23 protein-coding genes are annotated in these 26,050 nt (G+C 69.3%); 5 read left to right on the forward strand and 18 right to left on the reverse strand.

What is annotated here, in order from left to right; all coding sequences use genetic code 11:
- Positions 1-104: 104 nt before the first annotated feature.
- The 13 genes from nusB to AC5RUP_RS16315 form a co-directional block, all read right to left on the reverse strand.
- Positions 105-524 (reverse strand): transcription antitermination factor NusB, encoded by a 420-nt coding sequence (nusB, locus tag AC5RUP_RS16255; protein WP_494154605.1) that lies wholly within the window; start codon positions 522-524, stop codon positions 105-107.
- Positions 524-1,087, reverse strand: a complete 564-nt coding sequence (gene efp / locus AC5RUP_RS16260; protein WP_493977527.1) for an elongation factor P — start codon at positions 1,085-1,087, stop codon at positions 524-526. Before efp ends, nusB begins: the two co-directional genes overlap by 1 nt.
- A gap of 545 nt (positions 1,088-1,632) precedes the next feature.
- Positions 1,633-2,730 carry a 3-dehydroquinate synthase gene (gene aroB / locus AC5RUP_RS16265; protein WP_494069078.1) on the reverse strand — a complete coding sequence of 366 codons (1,098 nt, stop codon included), beginning with the start codon at positions 2,728-2,730 and terminating at the stop codon, positions 1,633-1,635.
- A complete protein-coding gene (locus tag AC5RUP_RS16270) occupies positions 2,727-3,269 on the reverse strand; it encodes a shikimate kinase (RefSeq protein WP_494092791.1) in 543 nt (180 codons plus the stop codon). Before AC5RUP_RS16270 ends, aroB begins: the two co-directional genes overlap by 4 nt.
- Positions 3,269-4,468, reverse strand: coding sequence for a chorismate synthase (gene aroC, locus AC5RUP_RS16275; RefSeq protein ID WP_493977524.1), 1,200 nt, complete (start codon positions 4,466-4,468; stop codon positions 3,269-3,271). The genes AC5RUP_RS16270 and aroC overlap by 1 nt, the downstream gene beginning before the upstream one ends.
- A 32-nt stretch (positions 4,469-4,500) precedes the next feature.
- Positions 4,501-5,415: a shikimate dehydrogenase gene (locus AC5RUP_RS16280; RefSeq protein WP_494158768.1), complete on the reverse strand. Its 915-nt coding sequence runs from the start codon at positions 5,413-5,415 to the stop codon at positions 4,501-4,503.
- The gene (mltG, locus tag AC5RUP_RS16285; RefSeq protein ID WP_494158760.1) at positions 5,412-7,013 is read right to left on the reverse strand and encodes an endolytic transglycosylase MltG; all 1,602 of its coding nucleotides are present in this window, start codon (positions 7,011-7,013) and stop codon (positions 5,412-5,414) included. The genes AC5RUP_RS16280 and mltG overlap by 4 nt, the downstream gene beginning before the upstream one ends.
- On the reverse strand, positions 7,010-7,582 hold the full coding sequence (gene ruvX / locus AC5RUP_RS16290) for a Holliday junction resolvase RuvX (RefSeq protein WP_494155133.1): 573 nt from the start codon (positions 7,580-7,582) through the stop codon (positions 7,010-7,012). Before ruvX ends, mltG begins: the two co-directional genes overlap by 4 nt.
- An 8-nt stretch (positions 7,583-7,590) precedes the next feature.
- Positions 7,591-10,269, reverse strand: coding sequence for an alanine--tRNA ligase (gene alaS, locus AC5RUP_RS16295; RefSeq protein WP_494158761.1), 2,679 nt, complete (start codon positions 10,267-10,269; stop codon positions 7,591-7,593).
- A 75-nt stretch (positions 10,270-10,344) separates the two neighbouring features.
- Positions 10,345-10,578, reverse strand: coding sequence for a DUF6167 family protein (locus AC5RUP_RS16300; protein ID WP_494154579.1), 234 nt, complete (start codon positions 10,576-10,578; stop codon positions 10,345-10,347).
- An 18-nt stretch (positions 10,579-10,596) separates the two neighbouring features.
- Complete coding sequence (locus AC5RUP_RS16305) at positions 10,597-10,980, reverse strand: DUF948 domain-containing protein (RefSeq protein ID WP_494069083.1); 384 nt, start codon at positions 10,978-10,980, stop codon at positions 10,597-10,599.
- Positions 10,981-11,233: 253 nt separating this feature from the next.
- The gene (gene rpsD / locus AC5RUP_RS16310; protein ID WP_493967703.1) at positions 11,234-11,860 is read right to left on the reverse strand and encodes a 30S ribosomal protein S4; all 627 of its coding nucleotides are present in this window, start codon (positions 11,858-11,860) and stop codon (positions 11,234-11,236) included.
- A 225-nt stretch (positions 11,861-12,085) separates the two neighbouring features.
- Positions 12,086-12,478 (reverse strand): hypothetical protein, encoded by a 393-nt coding sequence (locus AC5RUP_RS16315; RefSeq protein WP_494158762.1) that lies wholly within the window; start codon positions 12,476-12,478, stop codon positions 12,086-12,088.
- Positions 12,479-12,712: 234 nt separating this feature from the next.
- On the opposite strand from AC5RUP_RS16315, the gene dtd reads away from it, so the two are divergent.
- Entirely contained in the window at positions 12,713-13,165 is a 453-nt protein-coding gene (dtd, locus tag AC5RUP_RS16320) for a D-aminoacyl-tRNA deacylase (RefSeq protein WP_494109279.1), read from the forward strand.
- A gap of 27 nt (positions 13,166-13,192) precedes the next feature.
- Here the strand turns inward: dtd and AC5RUP_RS16325 are convergent, their stop codons facing one another.
- The 3 genes from AC5RUP_RS16325 to aspS form a co-directional block, all read right to left on the reverse strand.
- Entirely contained in the window at positions 13,193-14,611 is a 1,419-nt protein-coding gene (locus AC5RUP_RS16325; protein WP_494158763.1) for a replication-associated recombination protein A, read from the reverse strand.
- A gap of 47 nt (positions 14,612-14,658) precedes the next feature.
- Positions 14,659-15,276 carry a GNAT family N-acetyltransferase gene (locus tag AC5RUP_RS16330; protein ID WP_494154110.1) on the reverse strand — a complete coding sequence of 206 codons (618 nt, stop codon included), beginning with the start codon at positions 15,274-15,276 and terminating at the stop codon, positions 14,659-14,661.
- Positions 15,277-15,358: 82 nt separating this feature from the next.
- Entirely contained in the window at positions 15,359-17,155 is a 1,797-nt protein-coding gene (gene aspS, locus AC5RUP_RS16335) for an aspartate--tRNA ligase (protein WP_494154111.1), read from the reverse strand.
- A 213-nt stretch (positions 17,156-17,368) separates the two neighbouring features.
- Here aspS and AC5RUP_RS16340 point away from each other — a divergent pair, with 213 nt between their 5' ends.
- A complete protein-coding gene (locus AC5RUP_RS16340) occupies positions 17,369-18,619 on the forward strand; it encodes an APC family permease (RefSeq protein WP_494158764.1) in 1,251 nt (416 codons plus the stop codon).
- Between the two features lie 48 nt (positions 18,620-18,667).
- Here AC5RUP_RS16340 and hisS read toward each other — a convergent pair whose 3' ends face one another.
- Positions 18,668-20,017 carry a histidine--tRNA ligase gene (hisS, locus tag AC5RUP_RS16345; protein ID WP_494154982.1) on the reverse strand — a complete coding sequence of 450 codons (1,350 nt, stop codon included), beginning with the start codon at positions 20,015-20,017 and terminating at the stop codon, positions 18,668-18,670.
- Positions 20,018-20,213: 196 nt separating this feature from the next.
- Here hisS and AC5RUP_RS16350 point away from each other — a divergent pair, with 196 nt between their 5' ends.
- The 3 genes from AC5RUP_RS16350 (at position 20,214) to AC5RUP_RS16360 (ending at position 23,520) form a co-directional block, all read left to right on the forward strand.
- On the forward strand, positions 20,214-21,005 hold the full coding sequence (locus AC5RUP_RS16350) for a peptidylprolyl isomerase (protein ID WP_494154983.1): 792 nt from the start codon (positions 20,214-20,216) through the stop codon (positions 21,003-21,005).
- Positions 21,006-21,068: 63 nt separating this feature from the next.
- Positions 21,069-22,811, forward strand: coding sequence for a DUF349 domain-containing protein (locus AC5RUP_RS16355; RefSeq protein WP_494158765.1), 1,743 nt, complete (start codon positions 21,069-21,071; stop codon positions 22,809-22,811).
- A 97-nt stretch (positions 22,812-22,908) separates the two neighbouring features.
- Complete coding sequence (locus AC5RUP_RS16360; protein ID WP_494158766.1) at positions 22,909-23,520, forward strand: type IV toxin-antitoxin system AbiEi family antitoxin; 612 nt, start codon at positions 22,909-22,911, stop codon at positions 23,518-23,520.
- Between the two features lie 58 nt (positions 23,521-23,578).
- Here AC5RUP_RS16360 and AC5RUP_RS16365 read toward each other — a convergent pair whose 3' ends face one another.
- A complete protein-coding gene (locus AC5RUP_RS16365) occupies positions 23,579-25,789 on the reverse strand; it encodes a RelA/SpoT family protein (protein WP_494014064.1) in 2,211 nt (736 codons plus the stop codon).
- Positions 25,790-26,050: the final 261 nt, after the last annotated feature.

Raw genomic sequence — 26,050 nt, forward strand, 5'->3', positions numbered from 1 at the left:
CCCACCCCCCCCGTCCCCGATCCGGCCCGGACGCGGAGACGGCGGGTGCCCGCCAAAGGGGGGCACCCGCCGTCGCGCGTGGGGATGGTGGCTGCGGGCCGGGGTCAGGCCAGGAGGGTGGGCTTGAGCTGCTGCAGCCGGCCCAGCAGGCCGTTGACGAAGGACGGCGACTCGTCCGTCGACAGAGTCTTGGCCAGTTCCACGGCCTCGCTGACCGCTACGCCGTCGGGGACTTCGTCGTTGTAGAGCAGTTCCCAGGAGCCGACCCGCAGGATGATGCGGTCCACCGCGGGCATCCGTTCCAGCGTCCAGCCCTGGGCGTATGTGGACAGGAACTCGTCGATGGTCGGTTGGAGCGCGGCGACGCCCTCCACGATCTGCGCGGTATAAGGGTTGATCACCTGGTCGGTGTTGCCCCGACCGGCCAGCGCCTCGGCGGCGGACACGCCGCGCTGTTCGGCTTCAAAGAGGACGTCGACGGCCCTGCGGCGGGCTTTGCCGCGGGCAGAAGTGGGAGCACTCACTAGTCGTTGACTCGTCCCAGGTAGTCGCCGGTGCGGGTGTCGACCTTGACCTTGGTGCCGGTCTCCAGGAACAGCGGAACCTGGATCTGGTAGCCGGTCTCCACCGTGGCGGGCTTGGTGCCGCCGGTGGAACGGTCGCCCTGCAGGCCGGGCTCGGTGTAAGTGATCTCCATGACCACGGAGGCGGGCAGCTCGATGTAGAGCGGGATGCCGTCGTGCATGGCGATGTTGACCTTGATGTTTTCCAGCAGGAAGTTCTCGTCGTCACCGACCACCGGGCCGGGAACGGTGACCTGGTCGTAGTCCTGCACGTCCATGAAGACGAAGTCGTCGCCGTCCTTGTACAGGTAGGTGTAATCGCGGCGGTCAACCGTGGCGGTCTCGATCTTCAGGCCGGCGTTGAACGTCTTGTCCTGGATCTTGCCGCTGACGACATTCTTGATCTTGGTGCGCACGAACGCGCCGCCCTTGCCCGGCTTCACGTGCTGGAACTCAATGACGTTCCACAGCTGGCCGTCCAGCTTCAGCACGGTGCCGTTCTTGATGTCGTTGGTCGTGGCCACAGTTTCACTTTCGTCGATGATGGCGGGCCGCGGGCGGAAAGTCCGCCCGGCCCGGAGCGAAGTCCAGCAGACATTCTACCTGCTGGCGGGTTGCCTGACCGAAGCGTGGCCCTGCGGATGGGCTGGCCGCGCTTTGTCGCGGAGCGGCTGTGGCGGCCGGCAACGCCAGCCGCTGCCGCGGACAGAGTGGGCGGCTGCGTCCCGCGTTTAGCCCTAACGTCCCACGTCTTGGCAGCGTGAAGGATCCTGACGTGCGGCGATGTCCGGGCTTGCCGGCCAAACGTGGGAGCGAACGCAAGGCGCGCGGGACCCTACGCGCGCGGGACCCCGCACCGATTGGGGCGCTGGCTCTCCGGTGGGGCGCTGACTCTCCGGACGGGCGGCCCAACGTGTCCACGTTCCGCAGGAATTGTCCAACTCTTGGAGGCGCCCAAGCTCCTGACCTGCGGAAACGCCGGCCGCCCTGCCAAAAGGTGGACAGCACGGGAGTTGAAATCCACTGGGCACCGCCCTCGGCCGCCTCCGGCACCACGCGGCGTCCGGCGCTACTCGGCGATCTCCTGGTAGGCGGCGAACAGCAGCGAGGTGTCCGGGACTTCCAGGATTCCGGGCTTGGCCAGGCCGTCCAGCACCACGAACCGCAGCAGGTCGCCGCGGGCCTTCTTGTCGCGCTTCATCCCGTCCAGCAGCGCGGCCCAGCGGTCGCGGCGGTAGGTCACGGGCAGTCCGAGCGACGTCAGGATCGCCTGGTGCCGGTCAGCGGTGGCATCGTCCAGCCGGCCCACCATCCGGGACAGCTCGGCGGCAAAGGCCAGGCCGATCGAAACGGCCGCGCCGTGGCGCATCTGGTAGCGCTCGGCCAGCTCGATCGCGTGGCCGAGGGTGTGCCCGTAGTTCAGGAACTCCCGGCGTCCCGACTCGCGCAGGTCGGAGGAGACTATCTCGGCCTTGACCCGGATGGACCGCTCGATGATCTCCCGCAGCTGCGGCGTGCCGGCGGTGCTGGCGGCCTTGGGGTCCGCTTCGATCACCTCCAAGATGGCCGGGTCCGCGATGAAGCCGCACTTGACGGCTTCGGCCAGGCCGGTGACCAGTTCGTTGGGCGGCAGTGTCTGCAGCGCGTCCAGGTCGGCCAGCACCGCGGCCGGCGGGTGGAACGCGCCGACCAGGTTCTTGCCCTCGGCGGTGTTGATGCCGGTCTTGCCGCCCACCGCGGCGTCCACCATGCCCAGCAGGCTGGTGGGGATGTGCACCACCTTGACGCCGCGCAGCCAGGTGGCGGCCACGAAGCCGGCCACGTCGGTGACCGCCCCGCCGCCCACGGCCACGATGGCGTCCGAGCGGGTGAAGTCGTTCTGTCCCAGCACCTGCCAGCAGAACGAGGCCACCTGGATGTGCTTTCCCTCCTCGGCGTCGGGAATTTCGGCGGTCAGCGCCTCCAGCCCGTTGGCGGCCAGGTCCTCGCGCACCGCGTCGCCGGTGGCGCGCAGCGCGCGCGGGTGGATCACCAGAACCTTGCGGACCCGCTCCCCCAGCACCTGCGGCAGGCGGCCCAGCAGCGCGTGGCCGACGACGACGTCGTACGCCTCCTGGGGCGTGTTGCCGGTGACCGGGATGGTGGTTGCCTCGGCGGTGTTGCTCACGGTTCGTGCCTTTCATCAAGCAGTTGTCTCAGTTCGGCCAGCAGTTGCTGCTGTGATTTGCCGCGGGTGTCCAGCACCAGGTCCGCGAGCCGTTCGTAGACCGGCCGGCGTTGTCCAAAGGTCTCGATCCAGCGGCCTACGGGGTCGCCGGCCAGCAGCGGCCGGCCGGTGTCCTTGATGATGCGCGGCCGCACGGTATCCACGTCGATGTCCAGGAAAACCACGGTGCAGTTGGCCAGCAGCTGCTGGGTGCCGGTGTCCAGGATGGCGCCGCCGCCCAGCGACACGACGGCGGGCGGCCGGCCGGCGGCGAGCAGTGCCGCCACTTCGCGGGCCTCGAGCTCGCGGAAGGCGTGTTCGCCCATCGAGGTGAAGATGGCGGGAATGGGTCCGTGCCGTTCGACGAGCCGCTTGTCGCTGTCGGCGAAGGCGAGGCCGTGCCGGCTGGCGAACTGGCTGCCCAGCGTCGATTTGCCGGACGCCATCGGGCCGATCAGGACCAGGTGGCGCCGCAGCTTGAGCGGCTGCCCGGCTGCCATTAGCGGCCGATCGAATCCAGCGACTCCGGGATCGCCGCCAGGTAGGACCGGAGGTTGCGTGCCGTCTCGCTCACGGAGTCGCCGCCGAACTTCTCGGTCACGGCCTCGGCGAGCACCAGGGCCACCATGGCTTCGGCGACGACGCCGGATGCCGGCACCGCGCAGACGTCGGACCGCTGGTGGTGGGCCTTGGCCGGTTCTCCGGTGGTGACGTCGATGGTAGACAGCGCGCGGGGCACCGTGGCGATCGGTTTCATGGCCGCGCGGACGCGCAGGGTCTCCCCGATGCTCATGCCGCCCTCGATGCCGCCGGCCCGGTTGCTGGCCCGCACGATGGTGCCGTCGTCGTCTCGGACGATCTCGTCGTGGGCTTCCGATCCGCGGCGGGCGGCGGTGAGGAAGCCGTCGCCGACCTCCACGCCCTTGATCGCCTGGATTCCCATCAAGGCGGCGGCCAGGCGGGCGTCCAGCCGGCGGTCCCAGTGCACGTAGCTGCCCAGTCCGGGCGGCAGGCCGTAGGCCAGTACCTCGACCACGCCGCCGAGGGTTTCGCCGTCCTTGTGCGCCTGGTCCACTTCCAGCACCATGGCCTCGGACGTCTCGGCGTCGAAGCAGCGCAGCGGATCTTCGTCCAGTGCCAGGACATCGCCCGGCCCGGGAAGCGGGCAGCCTTCGGGTACGGAGACCCGCCCGACCGCGGTGGTGTGGCTGACCAGCCGGATGCCCAGCGCGGCGAGGAATTTCGCGGCCACGGTTCCCAGGGCCACGCGGGCCGCGGTCTCCCGGGCGCTGGCCCGTTCCAGCACGGGGCGGGCTTCGTCGAAGCCGTACTTCTGCATGCCGGTGAAGTCGGCGTGGCCCGGCCGGGGCCGGGTGAGCGGGGCGTTGCGGGCCAGGTCCGCCAGGGCCGCCGGATCCACCGGGTCGGCGGACATGACGGTTTCCCACTTGGGCCATTCGGTGTTGGCGACCTCGATGGCCACCGGGCCGCCCTGGGTCAGGCCGTGGCGGACGCCGCCCACCAGGGTGACCTGGTCCTTTTCGAACTTCATCCGGGCGCCGCGGCCGTAGCCAAGACGCCGCCGGGCCAGGGCATCCTGGACCTCGGCCGCGGTCAGTTCGACGCCGGCAGGGACGCCTTCGATAATGCCTACCAGGGCCGGACCATGGGATTCACCGGCGGTTAACCAACGCAACATGGATTCAATACTGCCATGCCTCGGCGGGCTGTTTAGCGCCGCGGTGCACCTACCGCGTCACACATCACATTTGTGACTTCGGCGGCGCTGGTGAAGCGGTCGCCGGCGAACAGGCGCACCTGTTCCACGGCCTGGTAGATCAGCATTTCCAATCCATGGACCACCGCCCCGCCGTGGCGCTGCCAGACGGCCGCCAGCTCGCTGGGCCAGGGATCGTAGGCGACGTCGAGCAGCACCCGGCCGCTCCGGTCCGTTCCGGCCTCCGCCGCCAGCTCCGCGGCCAGGGAATCGGCGGCGCGCGGCGGCAGGGTGCACACCACCGTCCCGGCCCGCCGCAGCGCGGCGGCCGCCTGGTCCCACCCGGCCACCCGCAGCGGCAGGCCGAAGTGGCGGGCGATGCCTTGCACGCTCCCTGCGTTGGCCGGATTCCGCAGGCACAGGGTCACCTCGGACGGTTTCAGGTCCGCCAGCGCGGCGGCGGCCGCCGCGGCGGTGCCGCCGCCGCCGAGGATTACTGCAGGTTCGCCCTCTGCGACGCCGCCGTGGCGCAGCGCGCCGACGATGCCGGCCACGTCCGTGTTGTGACCGGAGAGCGTCACGCCTCCCCCGCCGTCGTACTCGGGAACCACGGTGTTGAGCACTCCCAGCAGGTCCACCAGTTCGCTGACCCGGTCCATCTGGCCGACCATGGCGGCCTTCAACGGCATGGTCACCGACAGCCCGGCCCAGTCCCGCTCGGCGCGCAGGTTTCGGACGAACTGCGGCACGCGGTCCGCCGTGAGATCGATGGCCCGGTAGCTGCAGTCGAAGCCGATCAGTTCATAGGCGGCGCGGTGCAGGGCCGGCGACCGGGAGTGGTCGATCGGATGGCCGAGCACCGCCGCCTGGTACTGCCGGGAAGCGGGCCGCGCGCCGGCCGGCACGCCGTCCGCGGGACGGTCGGTCAGCTGCACCGGCCCTCTTCCTGCTCGCTGCACCACTGCAGGTATTCCTTGGTGTAGGAGTTGTGCTCCGCCAGCGTCTCGGCGAACTTAGTCTCGCCGGTGTCCAGGTTGACCGTCACCCAGTAGTAGTAGGGGACGTCGGCCGGGTTGGCGGCCGCGTCGATGGCAGGTCCGCCGGGCGAGTTGATCGGCCCGGCCGGCAGCCCGGTGTGCGCGTACGTGTTGTACGGATTGGACTTGTCGGCCTTCTCCTCGGGCGTGATGTCGTAGCCCTTCCGGCCCAGCCCGTACGTGACCGTGGCGTCGGACTGGATCAGGCCGTTCGTTTCGGTGTTGTCGGGCTTCAGCCGGTTCTGGATGGCCCCGGCGACCTTGGCGTAGTCGGCTTCGCCGGCCTCGGCTTCGATGATGCTGGCGATGGTCAGCACCCGGAACTGTTCCTGCGGATCGGTGATGCCGTCCGCGGTCAGCCGCTCCTTGGTGTTGGCGACCAGTTCGGAAATGATGTCCTCCGCGGTGGCGTCCAGCGGCCAGCGGTACTCGCCGGGGAACAGGTACCCTTCCAGGTTCCGTGCTTCCTTGGGCAAATCGAACTGCTGCGGATTCTTGGCCAGCTCCGCGAACTCGGAGGCCGGGATCTTCGTGCCCTTGCTCAGGGCGTCGAACACCTCGTCCTGCCGCCAGGTGCGGTTGATGGCAACGTAGGAAACCTTCTCCCCCACGTCCGCGAGCAGGATAGCGGCCGCGTCGGCGGCCGGCAGCTTGTACTGCATCTGGTAGTCGCCGGGCTGGACCTCGCGGCCGTTGGCCTGGCTGGCCAGTTCGCCCAGGAAGATTTCGCTGTTGGAGACGATGTCCTGCTCCACCAGTGAACCGGCGATGGCCAGCGGGCCGGCGCCTTGTTCCACGGTGAAGGTCACCTGTCCCTCCCCGGGGCCGGCGTAGTCTTCGGGACCGCCGCCCATGCCGAGCAGGTTCTGCAGGAACAGCACGACGCCGACCAGGCCGGCGGCGAAGACGGCGAACACCACCAGCATGATCGTGTTGCGCCGGCGGCGGGCGCGCTGCTTGCTGCGGGGCGGGCCCTTGCGGCCCGGCGCCGGTTCGTCCTCGAAAAAGTCCAGCCGGCCGTCGTGGTAAACCTGTCCGTCGTCCTGGTACACGACGCCGCCGTCGGCCACGTCCCAGTTTTGCTCCGCGTCGCTGTCCGGGGCGGGAACCTGCTGGTGGACGACGGTGGCCGGCTCCGGTTCATGCCAGGCGGCGGCCGGTTCGTCCCCGACGCCGGGTTCCGGCTCCGGCTCATGCCAGGCGGCGGCCTGTTCGTCCCCGAGGCCCGGTTCCGGCTCGGTCCAGCCGGCCGGGGCCGGTGCCTCCCCTATGCCGGCAGCCGGCTCGTCCCGAGTGGGGGCGACGGGGGCCGCGGGCTGGGCGGGCGGAGAAGGCCATGCCTCGTCCGCGGGCGCTTCCTCCCATTCGGGTACGGCGTCGTCGTCCCAGTACGGCGGGACGGTGTCGTCGAAGCGCGGGTCGGCGGCCTGGCGGCCGCGTGCGGCGCGCCGGGACGGCAGGTTGTTCCAGTCGTCGGGGTGCTTGCTCATGTCCCGGGGTCCCCGCTTCGGTCATGTCCGTGCGAAATCGTCGGCTCCTCATGGCTGGCAGCCGGCACATGGCTGCCGGCGGGCGGTGCGACAGGTGTCCCCACGTCCTGCCCTTGGGCCCGTTGCATGTCAATAGCCTGCTGCAGTATACCCACTGCGGCTACCTGATCAACTACTTTACGATGTTGACGTGTATCCATACCAGCCTCCCGCAGTCCGCGGTGCGCGGCCACGGTCGTCAGACGCTCGTCGATCAGGTTGACCCTGGCTACCGACCCCGCCCCGGCCAGCGCCGCGGCCAGCTTCCGGGCGTAATCGCGGGCCATTTCGGTGGAGGCCGAGTCGCCGCCCGAAAGCGTCCGGGGCAGCCCCACGAACACCTGCACGGCGTCCCGCTCGGCGGCCTCGCGCACCAGGACCCTGACGTCGCTGTCTTTCTTGGCGTCGCGCTTCAGGGTGCGCACCGGGGTGGCCAGGATCCCGTCCGGATCACAGCTGGCCACGCCCACGCGCACCGCGCCGACGTCGACACCAAGCTTGGTGCCGCGCGGATAATCGGGAACAGACACCGGATGCCCTAGCGGTTGGCGACCGCGGCCGTCACGGCGGCCAGTGCCTCGTCGATCTTGGTGGCATCGGACCCGCCGCCCTGTGCGACGTCGTCCTTGCCGCCGCCTCCGCCGCCCAGTACTCCGGCGGCGGTCTTGACCAGGGCGCCGGCCTTGACACCGGCGGCACGGGCGGCCTCGTTGGTGGCCACTAGGATCAGGGGCCGGCCGTTGGCCACACCCGTCATTGCCACGGTGACCGGGTCGGAGCCCAGCCGCGTCCGCAGGTCCAGGGCCAGGGCCCGGAGGTCGTCCGCGCCGCTGAGTTCACCCGCATGGTGCGCCAGCAGCCGGACCCCCGCCACGTCCTGGGCCTGGGCCACCAGCGAGGCGGCCGAGGCGGCGAGCTGTTCCTTGCGGAGCTTGTCCAGCTCCTTCTCCACGGACTTGAGCTTGGCCAGGGTGGCGGAAATCCGCTCGGGCAGCTGTGCCACCGGCACCTTCAGCATTTCGGAGAGTTCGTTCACCAGCGCGCGCTCGGCGGCCATGTGGCGGAAGGCCTCCATGCCCACGAACGCCTCCACGCGCCGGTTGCCCGATCCCACCGATGCCTCGCCCAGCAGGGTCAGCGAACCGATCTGCGAGGTGGCCTCCACATGGGTGCCGCCGCAAAGCTCGCGGGACCACGCGCCGTCGATCTCCACCACGCGCACGGTGTCCCCGTAGGCCTCGCCGAACAGTGCCATGGCGCCCAGCTCGCGGGCCTGGGCCAGCGGCATGACGCGGGTCTGGACCTCGAAGTTGTTGCGGATGGCCAGGTTCGAGACCTCTTCGACCTCCGACTTGGCGGCGTCGGAGAGGCCCTCGCCCCAGGAGAAGTCGAAGCGAAGGTAGCCGGCCTTGTTGAACGAACCGCGCTGCAGCGCCTCCGGGCCCAGGATCTGGTGCAGGGCCGCGTGGATGATGTGCGTGCCGGTGTGCGCCTGCTCGCCGGCCTGGCGGCGCTGGGCGTCGACGGCGGCCTGCACCATGGCGCCGGACGGCAGTTCGCCCTCGCGCACCACGGCCTTGTGCACGCTCAGGCCCTTGACGGGCTTCTGCACGTCGAGCACCTCGACCACGAACCCGTCGCCGGTGATCAGCCCGACGTCCGCGGCCTGCCCGCCGGCCTCGGCGTAGAACGGGGTGGCGTCGAGCACCAGTTCGATTTCCTCGCCCTGGCCGGCGAAGCCGCGCACCTCGCCGCCGCGGACGATGCCGCGCACCGTGGATTCGGTGGTGAGTTCGTCGTAGCCGGTGAAGACGGTCTCGCCACCGGCGAGCATCTCGCGGAAGACGGACACGTCGGCATGGCCCAGCTTCTTGCCGCGGGCGTCGGCCTGGGCGCGCTCGCGCTGTTCGGCCATCAGCGTGCGGAATCCGGCCTCGTCCACCTGCAGGCCGGCTTCCTCGGCCATCTCGAGGGTCAGGTCGATCGGGAAGCCGTAGGTGTCGTGCAGGGTGAAGGCGTCCTCGCCGGAGATCGGCTTGGCGGCGGCCTTGGATTCCTTCACGGCCTCTTCGAGCCGGGCGGTACCGGAGGCAATGGTGCGCAGGAACGCCTTCTCCTCCGCGTAGGCAATCCGGCTGATGCGCTCGAAGTCCTCGGCCACTTCCGGGTAGGTGCCCTTCATCGCGTCCCGGGAGACCGGCAGCAGGTCCGGCAGGCAGGCGCGTTCCACGCCGAGCAGGCGCATGGCGCGCACCGCCCGGCGGATCAGCCGGCGCAGCACGTAGCCGCGGCCCTCGTTGGAGGGGGTCACGCCGTCGGAGATCAGCATCAGGGAGGAGCGGATGTGGTCGGCGACCACGCGCATTCGCACATCGTCGCCGTGGTGCGGGTCGTCGTCGGACTCGGCGCTGGTGTACTCCTTGCCGGAGATCTCCGCGGCCTTGTCCAGCACGGGGCGGACCTGGTCCGTCTCGTACATGTTCTCCACGCCCTGCAGGATCATCGCGAGGCGTTCCATGCCCAGGCCGGTGTCGATGTTTTTCTGCGGCAATTCGCCCAGGATCTCGAAGTCCTCCTTGCCGATGCCGGCGCCGCGCTGGTACTGCATGAAGACCAGGTTCCAGATTTCGATGTAGCGGGTCTCGTCGGCGATCGGGCCGCCCTCGATCCCGTACTCCGGGCCGCGGTCGTAGAAGATTTCCGAGCAGGGGCCGGCCGGGCCGGGCTGGCCGGTGGACCAGTAGTTGTCCTTCTTGCCGGACTTCTGGATCCGGTCGGCCGGAACGCCCACCTGGTCGCGCCAGATGGCCAGTGCTTCCTCGTCCTCTTCGTACACGGTGATCCAGAGCTTCTCCGGCGGCAGGCCGTAGCCGCCCTGCTCCACCGGGCTGGTCAGCAGTTCCCAGGCCATCGCGATGGCCTGTTCCTTGAAGTAGTCGCCGAAGGAGAAGTTGCCGCACATCTGGAAGAACGTGCCGTGCCGGACGGTCTTGCCGACCTCTTCAATGTCCGCGGTGCGGATGCATTTCTGTACGCTGGTGGCGCGCGGGTACGGCGGCGTCTCGCGGGCGGTCAGATACGGGATGAACGGCACCATGCCGGCCACGGTGAACAGCAGCGACGGATCCGGCGACACGAGGGACGCGGAGGGGACCACGGAATGGCCCTTCTTCTCGAAGAAGTCGAGCCAGCGGCGGACAATCTCATGGGATTTCATGGTGCCTGTGTCTTACCTTCCGGGGTGCAATACGGTTGTGGGCGCCGGGCTGCGGCTTCGGTGACCGTAAAAAACTTATCGCTTGCGGACGTCGTCGGCGGAATCGATGCCCAGGGCCAGGCGCAGGTCGGTTTCACGTTCCTGCATGCCGTCGCGGACCGCGTCGGCGAAGTTGGCTACGGAGTCGGCCGCCTGCGCCAGGGCGCGGTTCAGACCCGCCGGGCCCAACGCCTCGCGCGTTTGGGACACCTTGCGTACCGCGAGCACGCCGATCGCCACGCCGGCGGCCATCCAGATCATTCGCTTCATGTCGGTTCCTCTTTCCGGTCAGCGGCCGCGGCGGCGCTTGCCCTCGGGCGCGCCCTTGCCGGCGGAATTGAAGGCGCTGCGCACGCCGTAGGAGAAGGCGGCCACCTTGATCAGGGGCGAGCCCAGGGTCGCGGAGACCAGCGAGGTCAGGGCCGACAGGTTGGCGGAGGCGTCCGAGACGTGGTTGGAGATCCCGTCGACCTTCCTGAGCTGATCGTTGGTGGTGCTCACCGTGGTGGTGACTTCGCCGATCAGCGGGGTGGTGCCGTCGCTGATTTCCCGGATAGCCTGGCGCAGTTCGTCAAACACCTTGCCGAGCTTCCAGACCGGTATGGCCAGCAGGGCCACCAGCACCGCGAACACGCCCGCGGCGATCAGACCGGCGATATCTCCACCTGACATGGGCTCAAACGCTCCTCATTGTTGGTTCTTGGCGTACTCCGGGTTCCGCGCGCAGCGTGGGCGGGCCATCTGCTGCTTAGGTCCGGCTAACGACGGCGGGGCGCGCCTGGACGCAGGCACCGTTCCGCCACTGACAACACCTTACCTACTGAACAGCCCGCGGCGATGCCGCGGGCTGTTCTGCGCCGGCCCCGCGCACGGGGACGGCATCTCGCAGGTGCGGTCCCGGGGTTTCACCCCCGGGACAACGGGCCTAGCGAGCGTAGTATTCGACCACCAGCTGCTCTTCGCAGGTCACGGGGACCTCGGAGCGCTTGGGGCGGCGGACCAGGCGAGCCTGCAGCTTCTCCAAAGCGACATCCAGGTACGCCGGAACGTTGGGGAGCACGTCACGGTGAGCGCCGGCAGCTGCCACCTGGAACGGGGGCATCTTCTCGGAGCGCTCGTGGACGTGGATCAGCTGGCCTTCGGAAACGCGGAAGGACGGGCGGTCCACGCGCTTGCCGTCAACCATGATGTGGCGGTGCACCACCAGCTGGCGGGCCTGGGCAATCGTGCGGGCAAAGCCGGCACGCAGCACCAGGGCGTCAAGACGCATTTCCAGCAGCTCGATCAGGTTTTCACCGGTCAGGCCGGCGGTGTTGCGGGCTTCCTCGAAGACACGGGTCATCTGTGCTTCGCGGATGCCGTACTGGGCACGCAGACGCTGCTTCTCGCGCAGACGTACGGCGTAGTCACTGTCCTGCTTGCGGCGGGCGCGTCCGTGCTGGCCGGGGCCGTACGGGCGACGCTCCATGTACTTCTCAGCCTTGGGCGTCAGGGCAATGCCAAGGGCACGCGAAATGCGGACCTTGCGGCGGGCTCGTGTGTTGTTAGCCACGATGTCCTTCCAGTTATGTGCGGTGCAATGGTTTGCTGGCCTCCATGTATCGGAGAGCGTTGGTCAACCGCTACCTTCAGCTACAGTCCGTTCGCGGCACGCGTCTGGCCCCACCTCTGTTTCGATCCGGGGTTTGACGGCGCGTGAAGAACGGCTTGCCAGTCAGCCAACCATTCTAGCAGCAGCTCGGGTTGCCGCCGCACGCGTGCGCCCTGGCAGGTGTGGCTATCTTAAAGTCTCGAGTGCTATGCCTACAAAGGCCACGACTCCCATACACATGTAGATGAAGCCCATGAACCTTATCGTCGGAACATCCGCGAAGGTGAAGCCCTCCCGCGGTATTCCTTTGCTCTCCTTGTACATGCGGGACCAAGCACTGGCGACACCATTGACATCCCTGAGGATGCAGAGACCCAAGAGAAAGAATGAGAGTCCAACTGCCCCGAAAACGAGCAGCACCAACCACTCCGGACCCTTGAGTGCAGCAACGGCAAAGATGAGGAGGAAGAACCCAAGCGAACACAGAAAGAGGGCCTTTGCCGGCTGGGGCCTCTCGAAGACTTGGCGCTTGATGAGTTGGATCGTTCTGATGGCTCCTCCTTCAGTTGAGGGCAGCACGGAGAACTCTGCCCCTTCCGAGTCCCCCAGGTGCCTCGAGGATACGCTCGGCGCGGCTCGCCACATGCAACATCCTGTGTGTATTGACCCTTGTGTGTACATAGGGGGTGCCCGTCAGGCCGTTACCTTCGCGACGTCGTAGGCGGCGCTCTTGTTGAGTTTGTTCCGCTCCCCTCGCCGGCTTCCGGCCGCCGCAGTTCGTGAGGCGGGGCGGCTTTTGCCTAGGCTGGGTCCATGCGAGCCATTTTGCAGCGCGCCAGCCGCGCCAGCGTCAGTGTCGACGGCGCCGTGGTGGGCGCCCTGCCCGGTCCCGGACTGGTGGTGCTGGTCGGCGCCACCCACTCCGACACCCCTGACGACGCCGTGGCGCTGGCGCAGAAGACCTGGCAGCTGCGGATCCTCGACGGCGAGCAATCCTGTGCCACCGCCGGTGCCCCGCTGCTGGTGGTCAGCCAGTTCACCCTGTACGCCGATACCCGCCGCGGCCGGCGGCCGTCCTGGTCGGCGGCCGCCCCGGCGGCGGTCGGCGAGCCCTTGGTGGAGGACTTCGTGGCGGCGCTGCGGGTGCTCGGCGCGCAGGTGGAAACCGGCGTGTTCGGCGCGATGATGGAGCTGGAGTTGGTGAATTCGGGGCCGTTTACCGTCAGCCTGGACACCGAGGACTTCGGCAAGCCGCGCCGCGATTAGGGTGTGCACGGCCGGGCACCGCCGTCGTTACTCGCCGCGGATGATTTTCCGCAGCCGGTCCACCCGGGCGGAGATCTCCCGTTCGGCGCCGTTGGTGGTCGGTTCGTAGTAGTTCCGGCCCACCAGGTCGTCGGGTGCGTACTGCTGGGTGGCGATCCCGTGCGGGGCGTCGTGGGAGTACACGTAGCCCTTCCCATGGCCCATGCCCTTCGCGCCGGCGTAGTGGGAGTCGCGCAGGTGCACGGGAACGCCCTGGCCGCGTCCGGCACGAACATCCGCCACTGCCGCGTTGATCGCCAGGTAGCAGGCCGGCGACTTCGGTGCGGTGGCGATATGCACCACGGCCTGGGCCAGCACCAGCCGGGCCTCGGGCATGCCGATCAACTGCACGGCCTGGGCGGCGGCGACGGCCGTCTGCAGCGCGGTGGGATCGGCCATGCCGACGTCTTCGGACGCATGGATGACGATCCGGCGGGCCACGAACCGCGGGTCCTCCCCCGCCTCCAGCATCCGGGCCATGTAGTGCAGCGCCGCGTCCACGTCGGAACCGCGCATCGACTTGATGAAGGCGCTGGTGATGTCGTAATGCTGGTCGCCGGCCCGGTCGTAGCGCAGCGCGGCACGATCCATCGCACGCTCGGCGTGGGCGAGCTCGACGAGCACCGGGGCGCCGTCCTCGCCCGTTCCGCCGGACTCGCCCCAGGCCACTCCCGCGGCGGCCTCCAGCGCGGTCAGGCCGCGGCGCGCATCGCCGGCGGCCAGCCGCACGAGGTGCTCCAGCGCCTCGTCGCTCAGGGCCACGCGCCCGGCCAGCCCGCGCTCGTCTGCCACCGCCCGCACCAGCAGGGCCTCGATGTCGTCGGCGGTCAGCGGCTGGAGCGTCAGCAGCAGCGAGCGGGACAGCAGCGGCGAGACCACGGAGAACGACGGGTTTTCGGTGGTCGCGGCGACCAGCACCACCCAGCGGTTCTCGACGCCGGGCAGCAGCGCGTCCTGCTGCGCCTTGTTGAAGCGGTGGATCTCGTCCAGGAACAGCACGGTGGTGATGCGGTGCAGGTCGCGGGCGGTCAGGGCCTCGTCCATCACCCGGCGCACGTCCTTGACGCCGGCGGTGATGGCGGAGAGCTCCACGAACTTGCGGCCCGGTCCGCGGGCGATCACGTGCGCCAGGGTGGTCTTGCCGGTGCCCGGCGGGCCCCACAGGATCACCGAGGACGGCCCCGCCGGTCCGGAGGCCGCACCGCCGGCGGCCAGCAGCCGCAGAGGCGATCCCGACTGGAGCAGGTGCTGCTGGCCGACCACGTCGTCCAGCGTGCGCGGCCGCATCCGGACCGCCAGCGGACTGCGCGGACGCCCGGATCCGGGGTCGGCGTCGGACTCCGGTCCCCGGCCGTCGCCGTCGTAATCTTCATCCTCGCCCGCGGCGGCACTGAACAAGTCACTCACACGGTCAAGGCTATCGTTTTCCCCTGACGGCCCGGGCACCGCCGGCCCTACCCCCGGAAGTCGAGGCGCATCACGGCGCGGCGGGGCGTGGGGCGGGTGACCTCGCGAAATCCCGCGACGCTGAAGATGCTGTGGCTGCCCACGTACAGTTCGCCCCACGTCATGCGCTGCCCGGGTCTGGGGATGAGCGGGTAGCCCTCCATGGCGCGGGCACCGTTCTCCTCCGCCCAGCCGGCGGCCGCGGAGGCCAGTGCCCGGCTGATGCCGCGGCGCCGGAAGCCGGCCCGGGTGGTGAAGCACACCGCCGCCCACACCGTCCCGTCGTCGGGGTCTTCGTCGCGGCCGGCCCACACCACCCTGCTGGTGCGCAGGCGCCGGTAGGCCGTCCGCGGTTCCACGGCGCACCAGCCGGCCGGTTCGCCGTCCAGGTAGGCCACCAGGCCGCTGGTGGAACCGGCCTCGGGATCACCGCACCGCGTTTCGGCCCGGAGCCGGAAGGCGCGTTCCTCGACCAGCTCCTCCCGCCACTGGGCCGCCGGGGTCTGGAACCACTGGCACTGGCAACGCGCCGCTTCACCGCGGGTGCCGAAGACCGCCTGCAGGTCCTCCCAGGAGGCTTGGTTTGCCGGGAGGACGGCGACGCCGGCACCGGTAGCTGTCTGCATGCTCCCAGCAGACAGCACGGGGGGCACGCACCGCAAGGGGTGCGCGCCCGCCGTCGTACATCAGGGAGGGATCGGTGCCCGGCTACTCCGCCTTGGCCCCGGCCTCCTTGGCCGCGTCCTTGGGCTGCGGCTTGGCGTCGACGCCGGCTTCCTTGCGCTGCTGCGGCGTGATCGGCGCCGGAGCTGCGGTCAGCGGGTCGTAGCCGCCGCCGGTCTTCGGGAAGGCGATGACCTCGCGGATGGACTCCTCGCCGGCCATCAGGGCAACCACGCGGTCCCAGCCGAAGGCGATGCCGCCGTGCGGCGGGGCGCCGTACTTGAAGCCCTCCAGCAGGAAGCCGAACTTGGTCTGCGCGGACTCCTTGTCCAGCCCCATCACCTTGAACACGCGTTCCTGCATGTCCCGCTGGTGGATACGGATGGAGCCGCCGCCGATTTCGTTGCCGTTGCAGACGATGTCGTAGGCGTAGGACAGCGCCGACTCCGGGTCGGTGTCGAACGTGTCCATGAATTCCGGCTTCGGCGAGGTGAAGGCGTGGTGCACGGCCGTCCACTTGCCGCCGCCCACGGCCACGTCGCCGGAGGCGACGGCCGCCTCGGCGGGCTCGAACATGGGCGCGTCGACCACCCAGACGAACGCCCAGTCGCCCTCGTTGATCAGGCCGGTGCGGTGGCCGATCTCCACGCGCGCCGCACCCAGCAGCGCACGGGAGGCGGCGCGGTCGCCGGCGGCGAAGAAGATGCAGTCGCCGGGGTTGGCACCGACGGTGCCCGCGAGGTTCTCGCGCTCGAAGTCGGTGAGGTTCTTGGCCACCGGACCGGTCAGCTCCCCGTCCTCCTGGACCAGCACGTAGGCGAGGCCCTTGGCGCCGCGCTGCTTGGCCCATTCCTGCCAGGCGTCCAGGGTGCGGCGGGCCTGCGAGGCCCCGCCGGGCATCACCACGGCACCCACGTAGGGCGCCTGGAAGACGCGGAACGTGGTGTCCTTGAAGAATTCGGTCAGCTCGGTCAGCTCCAGCCCGAACCGCAGGTCCGGCTTGTCCGAACCGTACTTGTCCATCGCCTCGGCGTAGGTCATCCGCGGGATCGGGGTGCTGATTTCGACGCCGATCAGCCGCCACAGGGCCTGGACGATCCGCTCGCCGAGGGCGATGATGTCATCCTGGTCCACGAAGCTGGCCTCGATGTCCAGCTGGGTGAACTCCGGCTGGCGGTCGGCACGGAAGTCCTCGTCGCGGTAGCAGCGGGCAATCTGGTAGTACTTCTCGAAGCCGCCCACCTGCAGCAGCTGCTTGAACAGCTGCGGGGACTGCGGCAGCGCGTACCAGGCCCCCGGGGCCAGGCGCGCCGGGACCAGGAAGTCGCGGGCGCCTTCGGGCGTCGAGCGGGTCAGCGTCGGGGTCTCGATCTCCACGAATCCGTCGCCGTGCAGGAGCTCGCGCGCCACCCGGTTGGCTTCCGAGCGCAGCCGCAGCGCCTTCGAGGGGCCCGGCCGGCGCAGGTCCAGGTAGCGGTGCTTGAGGCGGGCTTCCTCGCCCACCTCCACGTGCTCGTCCACCTGGAACGGCAGCGGATCGGCCGTGTTGAGGACGACGACGTCCTCCGCCATGACCTCCACCTCACCGGTGGCGAGGGCCGGGTTCTCATTGCCCTCCGGGCGCTTCTCCACGGTGCCCTTGATCTGCAGCACATATTCATTGCGCAGCGAATGGAACACGTCCTCCTCGCGGACTACTACCTGCGCCACACCGGAGGCGTCGCGCAGGTCCAGGAACGCCACACCACCGTGATCGCGGCGGCGGGCCACCCAGCCGGCGAGGGTAACGGTTTGTCCGATGTGCTCGGCCCTGAGGGTGCCGAGGTCGTGTGTGCGCAGCACAACAGTCCTTCCGGTAGAACGATTTGCTCATCTGTCCGCCGCCCGCTGTTTACCTGGTCCGGCGGCGGGGTACGGCTATGGTGAGTGGAGATGTAGAACGAGTTTACCGTTGATCAAGCTGCGCCCCGGACCTCGGCTGCCGCCGCGCGAGAGGAATTGGCACGGACCGGCCGGCCGGCGCCCGGGCGCAGCGGGCAAGGAGCTGGAGCAACTGTGAGTAGTGAATCGTCGCTGGAACGCCGCCTCGGCGGAGTCGACGCGACCACCGTGGGCGTCGGATCCATGATCGGTGCCGGCGTCTTCGTGGTGTTTGGTCCCGCGGCCGCCGCGGCCGGTTCGTGGCTGCCGCTGGCACTGGGCATCGCGGCGTTCGTGGCCTATTGCAATGCGGCGGCGACCGCGCAGCTGGCCGCCCTCTACCCCACCAGCGGCGGCACATACATTTACGGACGGAAGCGGCTGGGCGAATGGCCCGGCTTCCTGGCCGGCTGGAGCTTCGTGACCGGCAAGATTGCCTCCTGCGCGGCCATGGCCCTGACCTTCGGCCTCTACGTTTTCCCGGAGTATGCCACGGCCGCCGCCGTGGCCGCCGTCGTCGTGCTGACCTCGATCAACCTGCTGGGCATCACCCGGACCGCGTGGGTGACCCGGTGGATCGTGGCGTTCGTGGCCGCCGTGCTGGTTTTCGCGGTCGTTGTGGCCTTCGACGCCGATCCGGTCGGGGCCCCGGGCGGGCAGGTCGCCGCGTCCCCGTACGGCGTGCTGCAGGCCGCGGGGCTGTTCTTCTTCGCGTTCGCCGGCTACGCCAGGATCGCCACCATGGGCGAAGAGATCCGCGAACCGAAGAAGCTGATTCCGCTCGCTATCTTCTCGGCGCTGCTGATTACGTTCGTGCTCTACGTGCTGATCGGACTCGGACTGCTGCGTTACCTGGGGCCCGAGCTGCTGGCGGAGAGCGATGCCCCGCTGCGCGCCGTGATGGAGGAGGTCGGCGGCGGCGTGGGCACCACGGCCATGGGAATCGCCGCGGCCCTCGCCAGCCTGGGCGCCCTGCTGGCGCTGATCGCCGGCGTCGGCCGGACCACCTTCGCCATGGCCCGGGAGGGCGACCTGCCGCGGGTCTTCGCCACGGTGGGCAGCCGCTTCAAGGTTCCGTGGGCGGCGGACCTGGTGGTGGCCGCCGTCGTCATTTTCCTGCTGCTCACCCAGGATGTGCTCGCCGTGGTGGGGCTCTCCAGCTTCGGCGTGCTGATTTACTACAGCGTCACGAATGCGGCCGCCCTCACCCTCGACGAGCGGCCCTGGCACGCGCCGAAACTGCTGAATATCGCCGGGCTCCTCGGCTGCCTGCTGCTGGCCTTCACCCTGCCGGTCACGTCCGTGGTGATGATGCTGGCCGTGTTGGGCGCGGGCGTGGTCGGCCGTGCGGCGCTGGCGCCGGTCCGCCGCCGTCCCGGCGGCTGAGCCGGTCCGCCGCCAATACGACTGAGCCGGGCCGCCGCCGCGGCCGCCCTAGTGGGCGGCCGCGGTGATCTGCGGGGCCAGATCGTCCGCCGGAGGGGTCCAGACCGCCGGGTCCGCCGCGGTCTGGTCGCCGGAGCGGATGTCTTTGACCTCGTGGCTGAGGCTGCCGTCGTCGGCCACCGAGGTGAACCAGACGTAAGGGATGCCGCGGCGGTCCGCGTACTTGATCTGCTTGCCGAACTTGTCTGCCTTGGCGGCCACTTCCACGCTGATGCCGCGTGACCGCAGCTCCCCCGCCACGTCCTGGGCCTGCGACCAGCTGTCCTCGTTGGCCAAGGCGACCAGCACCGTCGTCGGCACCTGCCGGGAGGCCACGGCGAACTCCTGTCCCAGGATCCGCATGACCAGCCGGGTCACGCCGATGGAGAGGCCGACGCCGGGAAAGGTCCGGTTGCCCTTGGCCGCCAGCGCGTCGTAACGGCCTCCGGAGCAGATGGAGCCCAGCTGCTCGTGGCCCACGAGGACGGTTTCATAGACGGTGCCGGTGTAGTAGTCCAGGCCGCGGGCGATGCTCAGGTCGGCCAGCACCTTGCCCGGGGCGCGGCGGTGCGCCTCGCCGATGACTTCCTCCAGCTCGGCCAGGCCGGTGTCCAGCAGCTCGTGCCGGACTCCGAGCGCCCGCACCTGGTCCACGAAGGAGGTGTCCTCGGTGCGGATCGATGCCAGCTTCAGCGCGGCCTGCGCCTGTTCGTCGGTGGCGCCCAGTTCTTCCTGCAGCAGCGCGGCCACCTTCTCGGAACCGATCTTTTCCAGCTTGTCGATGCTGCGCAGCACCCCGGCGGTGTCGGTCAGACCGATGCCACGGTAGAAGCCTTCGGCCAGCTTGCGGTTGTTGACGCGCAGCTTGAACTCCGGAATGGGCAGGGCGCTGAGGGCCTCGACGATGACCAGCGCCAGCTCCACGTCGTAGCGGAAGGGCAGCTCGCCGTCGCCCACCACGTCGATGTCCGCCTGGGTGAACTCGCGGGCCCGGCCCTCCTGCGGGCGCTCGCCCCGCCAGACCTTCTGGATCTGGTAGCGGCGGAACGGGAAAGCCAGGTGGCCGGCGTTCTCCACGACGTAGCGGGCGAACGGGACCGTAAGGTCGAAGTGCAGGGCCAGCTTGTCTTCGGACTTGCCGTCGGAATCGTCGGCCTGCAGACGGTGCAGGCCGTAAACCTCTTTGTCGATCTCGCCCTTGCGCAGCAGCTGGGCCACCGTTTCGACGGCGCGGGTCTCGATGGAGGAGAAACCGTGCAGCTCAAACGTCCGGCGCAGGGAATCCAGAACATGCAGCTCCACAAGCCTCTCCTGCGGAAGCCATTCCGGGAAGCCTGACAGGGAGGCCTTGCGTGCCATACGGGCGTATCTCCTAGTAGATGAGGGGTAAGGATGAGGCGGGTGCATTGAAGCCCGCGGACAGTGCGGCGGCACTGGATCGCTAGACTGGCTGCTGGACCAGTTTAAGGCCTGCCACGGCAGCGGAACCAAACGCGCTGCCGGGCGCCGCCCCGGCGTCGGGCGGAGCCGTTCATCGCAACGACCAGGAGGAGCTTTGGCCCGAAGCCGTCATGACCGCGAAACCCGGCGCCGCATCGCCCGGATGGAGGCCAAACGCGACCTGCGCCGGCAGCAGGCGGCGCGACGGAAGCGCGACAACATCCTCGGCGGCGCAGCCTTGGCGGCCCTGGTGGCCGGCGGCGTGATCGTCCAGATGACCGTGTTCGCCTCGAACCCCACTCCGTCCGAGGTGGAACAGGTCCGCCAAGGCCTCCAAGACCCGCAAAGCGTCGCCTCGCCGCCGCCCTCCGCCAACGCGGCCGGCATCCCCTCGCCGGAGGTCGCCGAGGGAAAGATCTTCAGCGGCACCATCGCCACGAACGAGGGCGATATCGGCGTGGAACTGGACGGCAAGGCGGCGCCGCAGGCGGCAGCGGTCTTCAGCACCTTGGCCCGGGACGGTTTCTTCGAAGGCAAGAACTGCCACCGGCTCACCACCGCCGCCAGCATGGGCGTGCTGCAGTGCGGTTCCGTGGACGGGGCCGGCGGCGGCGACCCCGAATACCAATGGGGCCCGGTGGAGAACACCCCCGAAGACGGCGTGTATCCGGCCGGCACGATCGCCGTCGCCCGCGGCGCCGACACCTACAGCAACGGGACGCAGTTCTTCATTGCATGGAAAGATTCCACGATCCCGCAGGATACCGGCGGCTACACGATTATGGGTAAGGTAACCGAAGGGCTGGACGTCATCGAGCAGATCGCGGCCGGAGGCGTCGAGGACGCCGACAGCCAGGACGGCCCGCCTAAGATACCGGTAACAATAGAGTCGTTCACCCTCCAGTGAGCACCCCACCACGATGGTGCCGCTGAATACGCGGCCCCAGGCACAAGCGAAAGAGTTCTAGCGGTGACACCTAGTCAGCAATCCGACGAAGCAGCCCAGACCGCCGAGATCGAACAAGCCGCAACCGGTTTGGCAGCGGAACAGGTTCCGACCGAACAGACCGCAAATGGCTCGGCAGCCGGCGAGCCGCCTGCCGCAGCGGCGGCCACCGCCGAGCCGGCAACCGACCAGGCCCCGGCGGACGAGCCCGAACAGGTCCCTGCCGAGCAGGCGCCGCAGGCTGAGGAGCCTGAACAGGCTCCCGCCGCGCAGGCTGAGCGGTCGCCGGAGGCTGGCGAGCCCGCGGCTACGGAGCCCCAGGCTGCCACGGCGCCGCAGGCCTCCGCGGACGAGGCATCGGCCGCGCCCTCCCCCAATGCCCCGAAGCCGGCGGGCAAACCGGCCCCGAAGCCCGCCCCCGGCCGCAAGCCCACGCCGGCGGCCATGCCGGGGAAGATTGCTGCCGCTGCCCCCGCACAGCACGTGATCCCCGTTCCGGCGGTCGCCTCCACACCGCTCTCCGAGGCGTCCAAGTGGGCCCGCGTCACCGACGACGGCCACGTGTTCCTGCTGGTCGACGGGCAGGAGCATCCGGTCGGCCAGTACCCGGACGCCAGCAAGGACGAGGCGCTGGCCTACTTCGTGCGCAAGTATGACGACGTGGCGGCCCAGGCTGCCCTCCTGGAACAGCGGGTCGAAGCCAAGGCTCCCTCCAACGACATGCACAAGACCCTTGAGCACTTGAAGGCCCAGGTGGCCGAGCGCCACCTGGTCGGCGACGTGCCCGCGCTCGAGTCCCGGCTGGAGAAACTTGGCTCTGCCATCAGCGAACTGCAGAAGGCCGAGAAGGCAAACCAGGAGGCCCAGCGCGCCGCAGAACTGGCGGCCCGGGAAGCGATCGTCGCCGAAGCCGAGGAGATCGCCGGCAAGGACCCGTCGTCGGTGCAGTGGAAGACCAGCAGCGCGCGCATGAACGAACTCTTCGACGCGTGGAAGGCCGCCCAAAAGAACGGCATCCGGCTGGGCCGCAGCACCGAGGACGCACTGTGGAAGCGCTTCCGCTCCGCACGGACGGTCTTCGACCGGCACCGCCGCGCGTTCTTCAGCCAACTGGACAGCGACAACGCTGCGGCAAAGGCCGCCAAGGAAGCCCTGATCGCGCGGGCCGAAGAGCTTTCCACCTCCACCGACTGGGGCCACACCGCGGCCGAGTACCGGAAGCTGATGGACGACTGGAAGGCATCCAAGCGCGCCAGCCGCAAGGACGACGACGCGCTCTGGGCCAGGTTCCGGGCCGCGCAGGACAAGTTCTTCGCGGCACGCCAGTCCGCCAACGAGGCGATCGACCAGGAGTTCGCCGCCAACCTGGTGGTCAAGGAAGCGCTGGTCGCCGAGGCCCAGGCGCTGCTGCCCGTGACCGACCTGTCCGCAGCCAAGAAGGCCCTGCAGTCCATCCGTGATCGTTGGGAGGAAGCCGGCAAGGTTCCGCGCGGCGACATGCAGCGGATCGATGCCGGCCTGCGCAAGGTCGAGGATGCGGTGAAGGCCGCCGAGGACGACCACTGGCGCCGGACGAACCCGGAGACCAAGGCCCGCACCAACAGTGCCCTGTCCCAGCTCGAGTCGGCCATCGCCGGGCTCGAGGATGACCTGGCCCAGGCCGAAAAGGCCGGCGACCAGCGGCGGATTGCCAAGGCCCGGGAGGCCTTGGAGGCCCGCCGCCAGTGGCTCGACACGCTGCAGCGCTCCGCGGAGGACTTCTCCTAGCGGGCCAAGCCCTACACAACCGGAGGGCCCCCGAACGCTTTCCACAACGCGTTCGGGGGCCCTTCGGCTGTCCCGGGCCGTTTGGCATGCTGTCTGCATGGCCCGTCTGCATCCCGCCGCCACGGCGGCTGAACGTACCGCCCAGGCCGCGCCGGCGGTACTGCGGCCAGGGCATCCGTTCAGCCGCAGCGAACTGGAGTGCATGCGCCTGGAGGGCCTCCTGGTCAACGTCTACGGTCCGGGGTTCGCCGTGCCGTGGGAGCCGATCACACCCCGGCACCGCGCGGCGGCCGCGTACTTCAGCCTGCCCGGGCAGGTCCGCCGGAAAGTGGTGCTGGGCAGGACGACGGCGGCATGGGTCTACGGCTGCGCGCCCGCCCCGCAGAAACTCTCGGTGCTGCTGGACCACCGGCACCGGACCACGTCGCAGGGCCGGTACCGCCTTGCCCTGATCCACGAGGTGACGCTGGGCCCCCTGGATACCGTGACCATCGGCGGGGTCCCGGTCAGCACGCCGCTGAGGACCGCGCTGGACGTGGCCCTGCACGCTCCGGACCACGAGGCCATCCCCGTGTTGCGGGCACTGGCCGGGGCCAGCGGGCTCGGCTGTCCGCTGGACGCCATCCGGCAGGCGGTCGAGGCGAGGCCGAGGCTGCCGGGCAAGGCCCGGGCGCTGCAGCGCCTGGACGCAGCGATGGGCGCAGCCTGACGGCGGGAACGTTCCTGCGGGGCGGCCGCGGCGTGGTGTCAGCCCGCGGGCGGGCGCATCAGCGGCGCTGGGACCCCGAGGTGCGGTACACGTCGTAGACGCCGTCGATGCGCCGGACCGCGCTGAGCACATGGCTGAGGTACTTCGGGTCGCCCATCTCGAAGGAGAACCGCGAGATCGCGAGCCGGTCGCTCGAGGTATGCACCGTGGCGGAGAGTATATTGACATGGTTCTCGGCGAGCACCCGGGTGACATCGGAGAGCAGGCTCTTGCGGTCCAGCGCCTCGACCTGGATCTCCACCAGGAACACGCTGGACTGGGTGGGCGCCCAGGCGACGTCGACGATCCGGTCGGGGCTTTCGCGCAGTTCCGCCACGTTGCGGCAGTCGGAGCGGTGCACCGACACGCCCGAGCCCCGGGTGACGAACCCGATGATGGGGTCCGGCGGGACCGGGGTGCAGCACCGGGCCAGCTTGACCCAGACGTCGCCGACCCCCACGACGGTGACGCCGGAGTCCGGATGCTTCGGCCGCCTGACCGTCGTCGGGAGCGACGGCTCGGCCTCCTCGACCGCCTCGCGGCCGCCGAGCAGGCCGACCAAGTGCTCGATCACGTTCTGGGCGGACGTATGGCCGTCGCCCACGGCGGCGTACAGCGCCGACACGTCGGCGTGGTGAAGTTCCTGCGCCACCGACATCAACGCGTCGTGCGTCATCATCTTTTGCAGCGGCAGGTTCTGCTTCCGCATGGCGCGGGTGAGCTGGTCCTTGCCCTTTTCGATCGCCTCTTCGCGGCGCTCCTTGGTGAACCATTGGCGGATCTTGTTCCGTGCCCGCGGGCTCTTGACGAAGCCCTGCCAGTCCTGGCTGGGACCGGCGCCCTCCGCCTTGGAGGTGAAGATCTCCACCCAGTCGCCGTGGCTGAGTTCGCTGTTCAGCGGGACCAGCTTGCCGTTGACCCGCGCACCGATGGTGCGGTGGCCGACCTCGGTATGCACGGCATAGGCGAAGTCCACCGGCGTTGATCCTGCCGGCAGCGCCATGACTTCACCCTTGGGCGTAAAGACGAAGACTTCCTTGGCGTTGATTTCGAACCGGAGGGAGTCCAGGAACTCGGCGGGGTCACTGGTCTCCTGCTGCCAGTCGACCAGGCTGCGCAGCCAGCCCATGTCACCGCCGTCGGCCGTCCCGCCGCGCGCGATGTCCTTGTACTTCCAGTGGGCCGCGACGCCGTACTCGGCGCGGCGGTGCATCTCATGGGTGCGGATCTGGATTTCCACCGGCTTGCCGCCCGGACCGATCACCGTGGTGTGCAGCGACTGGTACATGTTGAACTTGGGCATGGCGATGTAGTCTTTGAACCGGCCGGGCAGCGGGTTCCAGCGCGCATGCAGGGCACCGAGTGCCGCGTAGCAGTCGCGGACCGTGTCCACCAGTACCCTGATGCCCATCAGGTCGTGGATGTCGTCGAAGTCCTTACCCCGCACGATCATCTTCTGGTAGATGGAGTAGTAGTGCTTGGGCCGGCCGGTAATCGTGGCCTTGATCTTCACGGCGCGCAGGTCGTCGCCGATCTTGGTGCGCAGCGTCGTCAGGTACTTCTCCCGTTCGGGGGTGCGCTCCCCCACCATCCGCACGATCTCTTCGTAGACCTTTGGGTGCAGGGCCGCGAAGGAGAGATCTTCAAGCTCCCACTTGATGGTGTTCATGCCCAGCCGGTGTGCCAACGGGGCGAAGATCTCCAGAGTTTCGCGCGCCTTCTTCGCCGACGACTCCGGCGAGACAAACCGCCAGGTCCGGGCGTTGTGCAACCGGTCGGCCAGCTTGATCACCAGGACGCGGATGTCCTTGGCCATCGCCACGACCATCTTGCGCACCGTCTCGGACTGGGCCGCGTCGCCGAACTGCACCTTGTCCAGCTTGGTGACGCCGTCCACGAGCATCGCGATTTCCGGACCGAACTCGGCCTTCAGGTCGGCGAGCGTGTACTCGGTGTCTTCGACCGTGTCGTGCAGCAGGGCGGCGGCCAGCGTCGTGCCCGTCATGCCCAGTTCCGCGAGGATCGTGGCGACAGCCACCGGATGGGTGATGTACGGGTCGCCGCTCTTGCGCTTCTGCCCGCGGTGGCTGCGTTCGGCCACCACGAAGGCGCGGTGGATCAGGTCGAAGTCCTCGCGCGGGTTGTTGGCCCTGACGGTGCGCAGCAGCGGCTCCAGGATGGGCGAATAGCTGGTGCCGCCCCGCCCGGCCAGCCGGGCAAGCCGGGACATCGTCCGTTCCCGGCGCCCCGGGAAGGCATGGCGGACCGGAGCGTTGCCCGGGACTTCGGCGGCCGCGGGCACAACAGAAGGACCAGGATCCGGTGTCACACCGGCGTCACTGGCCTGGTCTGTCGACCTGAGGTGTTCGGCCAATCCTTCCCGCCTTCCCGCTGAGTCCTGGTACCGACGCTACAGCCTTTTGGCCCGCTGGCTGGCGGCGCACAGCCCAGGATTGTTCCGGAAACCATTCTATGCTTGACCGGCGGCTCG

The organism is Arthrobacter sp. Y3223151 (assembly GCF_059091125.1).

Excerpts from the sequence above, each read along its gene's own strand:
- AC5RUP_RS16270 (WP_494092791.1), bottom strand. The coding sequence starts at position 3,269 with ATGGCAGCCGGGCAGCCGCTCAAGCTGCGGCGCCACCTGGTCCTGATC.
- aroC (WP_493977524.1), bottom strand. The coding sequence starts at position 4,468 with ATGTTGCGTTGGTTAACCGCCGGTGAATCCCATGGTCCGGCCCTGGTA.
- mltG (WP_494158760.1), bottom strand. The coding sequence starts at position 7,013 with ATGAGCAAGCACCCCGACGACTGGAACAACCTGCCGTCCCGGCGCGCC.
- alaS (WP_494158761.1), bottom strand. The coding sequence starts at position 10,269 with ATGAAATCCCATGAGATTGTCCGCCGCTGGCTCGACTTCTTCGAGAAG.
- AC5RUP_RS16300 (WP_494154579.1), bottom strand. The coding sequence starts at position 10,578 with ATGAAGCGAATGATCTGGATGGCCGCCGGCGTGGCGATCGGCGTGCTC.
- AC5RUP_RS16305 (WP_494069083.1), bottom strand. The coding sequence starts at position 10,980 with ATGTCAGGTGGAGATATCGCCGGTCTGATCGCCGCGGGCGTGTTCGCG.
- dtd (WP_494109279.1), top strand. The coding sequence starts at position 12,713 with ATGCGAGCCATTTTGCAGCGCGCCAGCCGCGCCAGCGTCAGTGTCGAC.
- AC5RUP_RS16330 (WP_494154110.1), bottom strand. The coding sequence starts at position 15,276 with ATGCAGACAGCTACCGGTGCCGGCGTCGCCGTCCTCCCGGCAAACCAA.
- hisS (WP_494154982.1), bottom strand. The coding sequence starts at position 20,017 with ATGGCACGCAAGGCCTCCCTGTCAGGCTTCCCGGAATGGCTTCCGCAG.
- AC5RUP_RS16360 (WP_494158766.1), top strand. The coding sequence starts at position 22,909 with ATGGCCCGTCTGCATCCCGCCGCCACGGCGGCTGAACGTACCGCCCAG.
- AC5RUP_RS16365 (WP_494014064.1), bottom strand. The coding sequence starts at position 25,789 with ATGTCCCGGCTTGCCCGGCTGGCCGGGCGGGGCGGCACCAGCTATTCG.